Origin of the sequence: Shewanella sp. OMA3-2 (assembly GCF_021513195.1) — a bacterium.
Classification (GTDB): Bacteria; Pseudomonadota; Gammaproteobacteria; order Enterobacterales; family Shewanellaceae; genus Shewanella.
The window spans coordinates 129,697-141,759 of record NZ_CP090974.1; the positions used below are offsets into that span (position 1 = coordinate 129,697).

Below are 12,063 nucleotides of genomic sequence, written 5' to 3' on the forward strand. Positions count from 1 at the left end.
ATCAATCAGCGCCCTGTTTAAAGGTTGCTGAGTTTAGTGAAGAGGATTAACCGTGACTACAATCGTATCTGTTCGCCGCAATAACCAAGTTGTCATCGCAGGTGACGGCCAAGTTTCCTTAGGCAATACTGTAATGAAAGGTAATGCGCGTAAAGTGCGTCGTCTGTATCACAATAAAGTGCTGGCGGGTTTTGCTGGCGGCACCGCCGATGCATTCACCTTATTTGAGCGCTTTGAAACCAAGCTAGAAATGCATCAAGGCCACTTGCTTAAGTCTGCTGTCGAGTTAGCCAAAGATTGGCGTACCGACAAAATGCTGCGTAAATTAGAAGCCATGCTAGTGGTAGCCGATGAAAAAGAGTCATTAATCATCACAGGTAACGGCGATGTGGTGCAACCAGAATATGATTTAATTGCCATTGGCTCAGGCGGCAACTATGCCCACGCATCAGCACTTGCCCTATTACAGAATACCGAATTAAGCGCGCAAGACATCGCAGAAAAATCACTGACCATTGCTGGTGATATTTGTGTATTCACCAACCAATTCAAAACTATCGAAAAGCTAGATTACTAATTCGAGCGTTAATAAAGGAACAGTTATGTCTGAAATGACCCCTCGCGAAATTGTCCACGAACTCGATTCGCACATTATTGGCCAAAAAAATGCTAAACGCTCAGTCGCTGTTGCCCTTCGTAATCGCTGGCGCCGCATGCAACTTGAAGTGTCATTGCGCCAAGAAGTCACCCCAAAAAATATTTTAATGATCGGCCCTACCGGTGTCGGTAAAACCGAAATAGCCCGCCGTTTAGCTAAATTAGCTAACGCACCTTTTATTAAAGTTGAGGCAACTAAGTTTACCGAAGTCGGTTATGTCGGCAAAGAAGTCGAGCAAATCATTCGTGACTTAACCGACTCTGCGGTGAAAATGACCCGTGAACTGCAAATGAAAAAGTGCCGTTTTCGCGCGGAAGAATTAGCTGAAGAACGCATTTTAGATGCACTCCTGCCTAAGCCGAAAGAAGACTGGGAAGCTGACAAAAAAGAAGATTCGGGTACCCGTCAAATTTTCCGTAAAAAGTTACGCGAAGGTCAATTAGACGACAAAGAGATTGAGATAGATGTTACCGCGCCGCAAATTGGCGTGGAAATCATGTCACCACCAGGCATGGAAGAAATGACTAATCAGCTACAAGGGTTATTTCAAAATTTAGGTCAAAATACCTCAAAGCGTAAGAAGATGAAAATCAAAGACGCTTACAAACAGTTAATTGAAGATGAAGCCGCGAAACTGGTGAATCAAGAAGATTTAAAAGAACAAGCTATTGAATTGGTAGAACAACATGGCATTGTGTTTTTAGATGAAATTGACAAAATTTGTAAACGTGGCGAAACCTCAGGCCCGGACGTATCCCGTGAAGGTGTACAACGTGACTTACTGCCATTAGTTGAAGGCTGTACTGTTAGCACTAAACACGGCATGGTGAAAACAGATCACATTTTGTTTATTGCTTCTGGTGCATTCCAGATGTCAAAACCATCGGACCTTATTCCCGAACTACAAGGTCGTCTACCTATTCGCGTTGAGTTAGATGCGCTAACGGCCAATGATTTTAAACGTATTCTCACTGAACCTCATGCTTCATTGACCGAACAATATATCGCGTTGATGGGCACTGAAGGCGTTACAGTCGAGTTTGCTGAATCAGGTATTGAACGCATTGCCGAAGCCGCTTGGCAAGTTAACGAGCGCACAGAAAACATTGGTGCTCGCCGTTTACATACTGTGATGGAAAAACTGATGGAAGAGATCTCATACGAGGCATCTGAAATATCAGGTTCTAGCTTTGTCATTGATGCAGAATACGTTAATAAGCACCTAGATGCCTTCGTACAAGATGAAGATTTAAGCCGCTTTATTCTGTAATTGGCATCATCGATAACAGGTATAAATAGTGGCCTAAGCGAAGCACATCACGTTTAGACATGACAGAAATTGGATTAACGCTAAAATCGAGTATGATTAACATATTCGGTTTAACGTTAATCCTTTTTTATGGCTAAAGGGTTTATGGCTCAATATTTTTATAAGCCTACAATGGTTTTTTATGACGAGATTTTTTAAAAGGTAATCATATGTCAGCTGCCGCACCTGATGTCACGGGTATCAAACTTAAGCGTAAGTCCAAACTATTAGAAGTCAGCTTCGACAATGGCCAAACCCACAGTATTAGCTGTGAAATGCTACGTGTTCACTCACCATCGGCTGAAGTACAGCGCCATGGCAACCCAGTATTAGTGACTCATAAAAAAGAGGTTAACATTACTGCCATTGAACCTGTTGGTAATTATGCGGTAAAAATTATCTTTGATGATGGCCATGATACAGGCTTGTTTTCATGGCAGGTTTTATTTAATTTATGCACAAATCAGGTTGAACTTTGGCAACAGTATTTAGCCAGACTACGGGCAGAGAAAGGATCACGTGAAGCCTTGATTTCGATGAATATTAAGTATTCATAAGATTCTAGTAGGCCTGAACATTGAAGCTGCTTCTTGTATTAACAGGCCTGTTTTATTTCGAAACATTACCGTTAACTTAGCTTTGAATCAAAAACTGTAATAACAATATCACAGCTTTTTGAATTCAAGATTGATTAAAGCTGACAAACTGAAATATCAATTTCAGGTGTATAGGCAGGTTGAGCAACTGCTTTTCTTAACACTTCTGCTCCTGTTTCATGATCAATGCTGATAATTTCCCACTTTTTAAATTTCTCAGAACTTACTAGTACTCTTATTTCATTACCGCAAACCTGAGGCAAGATATCTGTACGAGTCCAATAAACTGGAATGTCCCAGCTATTGTTAACCTTATAACAGCTACCTAAACGGGAAGTCGCCGCCTTAAATTGATTGCCTTGGTTACAAGCGATGATATTTGGCTGGGTATCAATCACTAAGGAGTTTGGCTTTAATGTAAGGTCAGTTTCTATCAGACCTGAGCTTTTCACCAATAAAGATGAACCGGTTGAAAGCAATACATAAACGTCGTCATTCATTTCGAAAAATTGCGAAACATAGCCTTCCTTAATCGGCCAATATTGGGCTGGTGCATCTTTTTCTGGAATAAGCCCTACATACGGCTCATTATTACCTTCATCTGTTAATTTATAGCCACCAATTAATAGACCACGTTTAGTCATTAATCCTGCGGCACTAACACTGTCTAATTCGGTTGTAACAACAGCTCCTGAAGGTAGCTCAAACTCCACAGAAGAAACGCTAAAATTAACCAAAAACAGCATTGTTACTACTTGAAATGACATGCAAAACATATGCTTAATTTGCTTTATGTGTTTCATGATATTTATACACCGTAAATAATGTTCCGCGAGTAAAAGCGCCAATAGTAAACAACCGATCTCTATCATTGGGTTTTAAATGAATGCAACCATGTGAAGGTGCAAGCCGTACAGGTAAACCTAATGCTGTTTCAGCTTCATTATCAGGCGTCGTATGAAACATTTGACCAGAAAGAACCTCTTTACCATCTAATACTTTATTGCCATTTAAATCTTTGTACCAACGAATGGCTACAGGTCCAAAATCATTAAATACCCATCTGCTTGGTACAATCCTTTTACCATATAGCTGATGATTCATGTCCATAATGGCATCTCGAGTTACTGTATTAAACAGTTGATTTAAGCTGCCCCATTTTCCACTTGGTAATGCATACCATATATCCCTCTTCAAAGGCATATCCATTAACTCTGTTCCCCAAGTGAGTTTGGACATTGGCCAAGTGGGAGTTCTATATGCTTCAGCCTTATCAATTATGTATGTTCCTGGCCAAGTCGGTTCTTCTGCCATCTGAGGGTCATTACCCATTTTTGAGGGGCCGCCCATTGCTTCAAAACGAGCAATGTCTCTGCCATCTCGATTAATAATCAACAAATTTTGACCAGGGTAAAAATGAATATCCATATAATTCGAACTCCATTTGATGTTTCAAACAACTAATAATTTCAATTTATTACGGTAGTTATAACTTGATTTTATTACTTCAAAAGGTTTTTATCTATAATCACAAATAGCTATATAAAGTATAAATTGGGAGCGAGAAGTTGGGAGGCTTAAATTACCAGCGAGTCCAATTTATACTCCAACATTTAAACTCTATGCAAAATTTATTGCATTAACCTAAATCGATAATTATTTAAGTAAAGTGATGAGTCCATCTACAGAAGTTGGGGGATTAGCACCACAAAACAAAAATGCCAGCATTTCTGCTGGCATTCTTAATTCAACTATTAACTAGTTCAAGCTTAAACCGCTGATTGAATAATCACGCTGCCTGCTTTCTTAGTATAAGAGTCGATTTGATCGAAGTTCAAATAACGGTAAGTATCAGCTGCAGTAGCATCTAATTCTTTAGCGTAAGTTTGATACTCTTCAACCGAAGGTAAGCGACCTAACAAGGCTGCTACTGCGGCTAACTCAGCTGACGCTAAGTAGACGTTTGCACCTGTGCCTAAACGGTTAGGGAAGTTACGAGTAGAAGTTGAAACTACCGTTGCACCTTCAGCAACACGTGCTTGGTTACCCATACATAGAGAACAACCAGGGATCTCGATGCGAGCACCAACACGGCCGAAGATTGAGTAATAACCTTCTTCAGTTAACTGATCTCTGTCCATCTTAGTTGGTGGGGCAATCCATAAACGTGTTGGTAGTGTTTTAGCAAACTTGTCTAACATCTTACCGGTTGCACGGAAGTGACCGATGTTTGTCATACAAGAACCCACGAACACTTCGTCAATCTGAGTTTGTGCAACGCTTGATAATAATACGGCATCATCAGGATCATTTGGTGCACAAAGAATTGGTTCTTTGATGTCATTTAAATCGATTTCGATAATTTCAGCATATTCTGCGTCTTTATCAGCTTCCATTAACTCTGGGTTAGCAATCCACTCTTGCATCGCTGTAATACGACGCTCAATGGTACGACGATCGCCATAACCTTCACTGATCATCCACTTTAACATCACGATGTTAGAGTTTAGGTATTCAATGATAGGCTCTTTATCAAGCTTAATAGTACAACCTGCTGCACTACGTTCTGCCGATGCATCAGATAACTCAAATGCTTGCTCTACTTTTAAGTGCTCAAGACCTTCAATTTCTAATACGCGACCAGAGAAAGCATTGATTTTGCCTTTTTTCTCAACGGTTAACAAACCCATTTCTATCGCTTTTAACGGGATAGCATGTACTAGGTCACGTAATGTGATACCGGGTTGCATTTCACCTTTAAAGCGGACTAAAACTGATTCAGGCATATCAAGTGGCATTACACCAGTTGCTGCAGCAAACGCTACAAGGCCAGAACCCGCAGGGAAAGAAATACCAATAGGGAAGCGAGTATGCGAGTCACCACCAGTACCTACGGTATCAGGCAGTAGCATACGGTTTAACCACGAGTGAATAACCCCATCACCTGGACGCAATGCTACGCCGCCACGGTTCATGATGAAATCAGGTAACGTGTGGTGCGTGTCAACGTCAACCGGCTTAGGATAAGCCGCGGTATGACAGAATGACTGCATAGTTAAGTCAGCGCTGAAGCCTAAACAAGCTAAATCTTTTAGCTCGTCACGGGTCATTGGGCCAGTGGTGTCTTGTGAACCCACTGAGGTCATTTTAGGTTCGCAATATTGACCAGGACGAATCCCTTTAACGCCACATGCTTTACCGACCATTTTCTGTGCAAGGGTAAAACCCTTGTTTGTGACAACAACATCTTGTGGACGTACGAATACGTCTGACGCTGGTAATCCTAATGTTTCACGGGCACGGTCAGTTAAACCACGACCAATGATCAATGGAATACGGCCACCTGCACGAACTTCGTCTAATAGTACGTCTGTTTTCAGTTCAAACGTAGAGATGACTTCATCAGTGCCACCACGCTTAACAACGCCTTCGTATGGATAAATGTCGATTACATCGCCCATTTCCATATTATCAACGTTTAACTCGATCGGTAATGCACCCGCATCTTCCATAGTGTTGAAGAAAATCGGTGCAATCTTGTTACCTAAACAGAAGCCACCAGCACGCTTGTTAGGCACATAAGGGATATCATCGCCCATGAACCACAATACTGAGTTAGTTGCTGATTTACGTGAAGAGCCGGTACCTACAACGTCACCGACATAAACAAGCGGATGACCTTTTTGTTTTAGGGCTTCGATTTCTTTAATTGGACCCACTTCGCCAGACACATCAGGGACGATACCGTCACGGGCGTTTTTCAGCATAGCAAGTGCATGCAATGGGATATCTGGACGTGACCATGCATCTGGTGCAGGTGACAAGTCATCAGTGTTGGTTTCGCCAGCCACTTTAAATACCGTTAACGTCACTTTGTCAGCAAGTTTAGGACGGTTTAAGAACCAATCTGCATTTGCCCAAGCTTCTACAACTTGCTTTGCTGATGCGTTACCAGCTTGCATTTTCTCTACCACGTCGTGGTAAGAATCAAACATTAATAAGGTGTTTGATAATGCTTTAACTGATAATGGCGCTAATGCTGGGTTATCTAATTGAGCAATTAACGGCTCAATGTTATAACCACCCTGCATAGTACCAAGTAACTCTACGGCACGATCAGCTGATAATATAGGTGATTTTACAGTGCCTTTTGCCACTGCATCTAAGAATGCCGCTTTCACATAGGCAGCTTCATCAACACCTGGTGGAATACGGTTTTCTAATAAGTCGAGAATTAACGCCTCTTCACCCGCAAGTGGAGTCTCAACTAATTTTACTAATTCAGCCACTTGTTGTGCATCTAATGGCTTAGGGACTACACCCTCTGCAGCACGCTCTGCGACGTGTTTACGATATGCTTCTAGCACGGCAACATTCCTCTTTGTTTGACGCCTAACGGCGAAAGTCAGCGTACGTATTGTTACGCTGATAATTCCACAGGTTCGGGCTTGAAATCCGACATTTAGTATACTACAGCTTTATAAAAGTATGAATCTGCTCACCCTGTTACTAAGATGAAATCTACGTGATTTTTTTGCACTACCGATAATGTAAAGCCTAATTTAAACAATTAAAATTAGACAATAGTTTGAAAAAACAATAAAAAACATAAAACTCAAATACTTACACCTACACCACTGATTCAAATCATCTGTAATCTATCTCACACATTAAAAATAAATATTTTTAATAATTTGTATTTTTAATGAACTCATTTAGGGAAAGCGTTACCCTAATGGCTCTTTCTGACCAATATTGAGTTTTTTATGGCAAATGTTGATATCAAAGCGATCATTTTTGACATGGATGGTGTACTTATCGATTCCGAACCCGCATGGCAACAAGCTGAGATCGCGATTTTAAACGCACTCGGGCTATCACTTACGTTAGAAGATGTGGAAAGTACCACTGGGTTTCGCATTGATCAAGTCGTGCGTTATTGGCATCAGCGCTACCCTTGGAACAACTACGATAATGCCCATACAGCTAATGCTATCGTTGCAGAAGTGGTGAATATTATTCGCCAACAAGGTCAAGTGATGGACGGCATTATCGCCACGCTCAATTTTTGTCAGCAACAAGGGTTAAAAATAGGGCTAGCAACCTCTTCCCCAAGTCTTATTATTGATGCTGTGTTAGATAAGCTTGGTATTCAGCATTATTTTGAGGCGATTACCTCAGCGGAGTGTTTAGCAAGGGGCAAACCCCACCCTGAAGTATATTTAAATTGTGCTACCGCACTCAACATTGATGCAGAAAACTGCTTAGCAATTGAGGATTCATTTAATGGATTAATTGCCGCTAGAGCGGCCTCTATGCAAACGATTGCGATCCCTGCACCGCAATTAGCAACACAAGCTAAATGGGTTATTGCGCATCATCAAGTGGCTGATGCTAACGCAATTACTGATATACTCAAACAGCATTATCGATAAGTGTTTATCACTAATACAATCAAGGCAGCTTAAGCTGCCTTGATTAAATGCTTTTAGAAGTTCTTACCAATGAATAAGTAAAATGCTCGGTCACCGGTGTCACTAAAACCAAAGCCTAATGCCGCAGGCCCCCAAGAAGTATCCGTACCTAAGTATAGACTTCCTGAAAAAATAAGATCTTTAATATCAACATCGTCACGCACATACCAGACATTTCCCGCTTCAAAACTCGTGCCTAAATATAATGGCATATCGGTAATCAATACATCTCGGCCTAAATCATACTGGTAAATCACCGCGCCAAAAACTTTATGTGCTCCAGCAAGCGCACCTTTATGAAAACCGGATAAATTTAAAAAACCACCTAAATTACTTAAGTGAATTGAAAAATCACCGTCACTTTCTACTGTAGATAAAGCCATCTTACCCACAATCGCATGATGTCCTAAATTAAGTGCCCCTTTCCAATCGGCGTCGACTTGCCAGGTTTTATCACTCGCATCAGCAAAGCTTGAGGACATGTAGTTTTCGTGTCGATAGTAACCCGCTAAGGTAAAACGATTACCGTCTGTCGGAAAACTAATACTGTTTAAGGTGTCGTAAGCCATTTTTATATAGCCACCATAGGTTTCATAATCAAACTTGCCCGTAAACACGGCGTTATTGGTAATTTTCCCTAGCTCGCCTATGAAACCCAGCTCGATAACTCCTGATGAAGAATAGTTGTATCCTAAACCTGCTATAAGCGTGGATACGTCGTTATCTAATTTATAAAGCAACTGATTTTCATCATATAAGTCCCAGCTTTTCATCTCATATTGATATCGAGTAATAGCATAGGTATCTTGATCTCTATCCAATGGCTGATAAAATTCAGTCGCTATACGTTTTTGAAAGCCGAGCTCTAATTCATTACGCCATTCACCACCGTTCTCCGTTAAATCCGTCATTGCATAGGCTAAATTTAAGGTTACCGCTGAATCTAAGCTAAAATCATCTTCCCAATTGAAACCTGCATCAAAATAATTTGGCCCCCAAGATTTCGCTTTAGATTTAACCGTCAAAATACGGCCAAGTTCTGTATCCTTGAATTCGATGTCGACACTTTCAAAACGGTTTAGTGCATAAACACGTTTTACCGCCGCCTCTAATTCCTCTTTGGTAATTATCTGACCTGGCTTTATCTGTAAACTATCGTGGATCAATTTATCATTAACTTTAGATTCATTATTTAATACAACTTGATAAATCGGTTGTTTAATTGGATTATTCCAACGTAAACGTTTTTGCTGTTTGGCGTTGAGATAAGCCTTATATTCCGCATCAGACACTGACAATTTAGCCAGTTGATCATATTTCAACTGCGCGGCTTGCTCACCTATCACCAGAGCCTGGGGCATAATCGAAAAGTCTGTCGTGCTAAGATTATCAATCCAAGGTCTGATTAAAATATCGTTTTCTTTTAACAGCTGCTTTTGACGTGCGGTACTGGCTTGAGTCAAGATAGTTGACAATTGTTCAAGCACTGCAATAGTGCTGTTTAACTGGCTTTGTTGAGTTAAAGGCGAGCCAATATCAACCGCAATGATGATGTCTGCACCCATGCCTTGCACGACATCAATGGGCATATTGTTCGCTATACCGCCATCGACTAATAACATACCATCAATATTAGCAGGCTGCAGTGCACCTGGCACTGTGGCGGATGCTTGCATCGCTTTGGAAATACTGCCGTGAGCGATAACAACAGCTTCACTAGTGGCTAGATTTGTCGCAACGGCCCGGAAGGGAATAGCCAGATCATCAAAGTCACCAAATTGCTCAACTAAATCTGTTGAGTGGCGTAACAACTGCGACATAGTCTGACCCTGTAACAGTCCTGATGGCGAGGTAATTTTGCCGTTATTAAATCCTACACTCAGTGGAATATTGTATTTATCTCTTAATTGTTTATTACGATAGGATAAGTTTTCTCTAGGAATTGTATCTGAATAGCCGGTATCCCACGCGCCAGATAACATAATAGATTCGATTTCATCAGCACTAAAACCTAAAGCGTACATGCCTGCGACATAAGCGCCAATACTGGTTCCTGCCACATAATCTACAGGGATATTATTGGCTTCTAATACTTGTAACACACCAATATGGGCAGCGCCTTTAGCACCTCCACCACTGAGCACTAAGCCAATTGTAGGTCTTTCTTTAAATGTTTTTTGTGGTGCAACGTCAGCATGTGCCGAGCCGAAAACAAATAGCGCCATAACAGTGGCACTAATCAATCTAACCGGTAGTATTGACCTAAAAATGACCAACTTAGTTATCCTAAATACAATTAAAATCGTTAATATTCTAGCAAAGAATCACTACCTCCCCCTAATTCAATTCTGAAAAGTGAGCGCTTTTTCTTTGATGTTAATGCCAATAAAAGTATCGAAATCTGATCGAGGCATCGGCTTAGCAAAATAATAACCTTGGATAAGGTAACAACCACGACTAAATACTTGCTCTAATTGCTCTTGAGTTTCAACGCCTTCGGCAACAACTTGTAATTTAAGATTACGTGCCAATTCGATAATACTCGATACGATCGCTTGATCAGCCTGATTCTCAGCAATGTGAATTAAGAATGAACGGTCAATTTTAAGCGTATTAACCTCAAACGATCGCAAATAGGCCAACGATGAATATCCTGTACCAAAGTCATCAATCGCCACTTGTACACCTAGGACTTTTAATTGAGATAAATGTTGAGTAGCAACATGTATCTCTTTCATTAACACTCCTTCAGTAATTTCAAGACATAGGTTTGTTGCCGGAAAGCCCGTTTCAGCTAATGCTGTTTCAACTGACTCAATAAAGCCACTTTGCCTAAACTGTACCGCTGAAACATTGACTGATAATTTAAATTCTTGACCATAATGTTGATACCAATGGACACCGTCAAGACAAGCTTGCTTAAGTACCCAGGTATCAATATCGATGATTAATCCACACGATTCAGCTACGGGTATAAAAATGTCGGGACGAATATAACCACCCATTGGGTGCTTCCAACGAATTAACGCCTCCATCCCCATACAATGGTCATTATGCAGAATGTCTATTTGAGGTTGATAATGCAATTCAAACTCATCTCGTTCTATTGCTTTACGCAAATCAGATTCTAAGCGTAAATGGTAAAGAGCTTCAGAGTTTCGCTCTGCTGAATAATATTGAAAATTGCCTCGGCCTTCATCTTTAGCATGATACATGGCTAAGTCTGCATTTTTAATCAGCACTTCTGAATCTTGACAGTCTTCAGGCCAACAACTAATTCCTATACTGGTTGAAATAAAAAACTCACGTCCACATAGCTTAAATGGCTGTTCAATTTGCGCTAATAATTGACTAGCCAGACGATTAATTTGATCAATATCATCCACATCACGCAATAAAATAACAAACTCATCACCGCCAAAACGGCATAACAAATGGTCTGCATGTAGACAAGATTGAAGACGGTTTGCGGCCTCAATGAGTAATGCATCCCCCATACTGTGCCCAAAGGAATCATTAACTGATTTAAAGCGATCTAAATCTAAAAACATTAACGCTAACTTTTCATCACTACTTCTAGCATTTTCAATTACTTGATTCAATAAGGTGACAAATTGCGTACGATTTGCAAGGCCTGTAAGCGGATCGTTATTGGCTAATCGCTGTAATTTAAATTCACTTTGTTTTCGCTCAGTCATATCAGAAAACACCACCACATAATGCTGGGCCGCGCCGGTAAAATTAAGCATTTTAGAGATATTTAACCACACTGGGCAAGTTTGATTATCTGCACATAATAGTTCGCGCTCACCACTCCAAAACGTGTTCTGGCTAAACAATTTATCGACATTTAACGATTCTTGGCTAGATAAGACTAAGTCAGCGAATTGTTTACCTAATAATTCTGGCCCCCGTATAGCCAGAATTTTATTTGCAGCAAGATTACTAATTTTGACACATTTATCAGCATCAAGAATAAGCATACCTTCAGATGTATTTTCAAAAGCTTCAGCTAATAAATTCACT

At 40.6% G+C, this 12,063-nt stretch carries 9 protein-coding genes; 4 read left to right on the plus strand and 5 right to left on the minus strand.

Annotated elements, in window-relative coordinates; genetic code table 11:
- Positions 1-52 precede the first annotated feature (52 nt).
- From hslV to L0B17_RS00585, 3 genes are all read left to right on the plus strand, one after another.
- Positions 53-577: an ATP-dependent protease subunit HslV gene (gene hslV, locus L0B17_RS00575; protein WP_235086876.1), complete on the plus strand. Its 525-nt coding sequence runs from the start codon at positions 53-55 to the stop codon at positions 575-577.
- 25 nt (positions 578-602) lie between these two features.
- Entirely contained in the window at positions 603-1,928 is a 1,326-nt protein-coding gene (gene hslU / locus L0B17_RS00580; RefSeq protein WP_235086878.1) for an HslU--HslV peptidase ATPase subunit, read from the plus strand.
- 209 nt (positions 1,929-2,137) lie between these two features.
- Positions 2,138-2,524 (plus strand): gamma-butyrobetaine hydroxylase-like domain-containing protein, encoded by a 387-nt coding sequence (locus L0B17_RS00585; protein WP_235086880.1) that lies wholly within the window; start codon positions 2,138-2,140, stop codon positions 2,522-2,524.
- A gap of 134 nt (positions 2,525-2,658) precedes the next feature.
- On the opposite strand, the gene L0B17_RS00590 is transcribed toward L0B17_RS00585, so the two are convergent.
- The 3 genes from L0B17_RS00590 to acnB form a co-directional block, all read right to left on the minus strand.
- Positions 2,659-3,330, minus strand: a complete 672-nt coding sequence (locus L0B17_RS00590; RefSeq protein WP_235086882.1) for a hypothetical protein — start codon at positions 3,328-3,330, stop codon at positions 2,659-2,661.
- A gap of 13 nt (positions 3,331-3,343) precedes the next feature.
- The gene (locus tag L0B17_RS00595; protein ID WP_235086883.1) at positions 3,344-3,991 is read right to left on the minus strand and encodes a L,D-transpeptidase family protein; all 648 of its coding nucleotides are present in this window, start codon (positions 3,989-3,991) and stop codon (positions 3,344-3,346) included.
- Positions 3,992-4,332: 341 nt separating this feature from the next.
- Positions 4,333-6,930 carry a bifunctional aconitate hydratase 2/2-methylisocitrate dehydratase gene (gene acnB, locus L0B17_RS00600; protein WP_235086885.1) on the minus strand — a complete coding sequence of 866 codons (2,598 nt, stop codon included), beginning with the start codon at positions 6,928-6,930 and terminating at the stop codon, positions 4,333-4,335.
- 399 nt (positions 6,931-7,329) lie between these two features.
- Here acnB and hxpB point away from each other — a divergent pair, with 399 nt between their 5' ends.
- Positions 7,330-7,998, plus strand: a complete 669-nt coding sequence (gene hxpB / locus L0B17_RS00605; RefSeq protein WP_235086886.1) for a hexitol phosphatase HxpB — start codon at positions 7,330-7,332, stop codon at positions 7,996-7,998.
- 53 nt (positions 7,999-8,051) lie between these two features.
- On the opposite strand, the gene L0B17_RS00610 is transcribed toward hxpB, so the two are convergent.
- Positions 8,052-10,262, minus strand: coding sequence for a patatin-like phospholipase family protein (locus L0B17_RS00610; RefSeq protein WP_235086887.1), 2,211 nt, complete (start codon positions 10,260-10,262; stop codon positions 8,052-8,054).
- A gap of 117 nt (positions 10,263-10,379) precedes the next feature.
- A complete protein-coding gene (locus tag L0B17_RS00615; protein ID WP_235086888.1) occupies positions 10,380-12,062 on the minus strand; it encodes a sensor domain-containing protein in 1,683 nt (560 codons plus the stop codon).
- Between the last annotated feature and the right edge of the window lies 1 nt (position 12,063).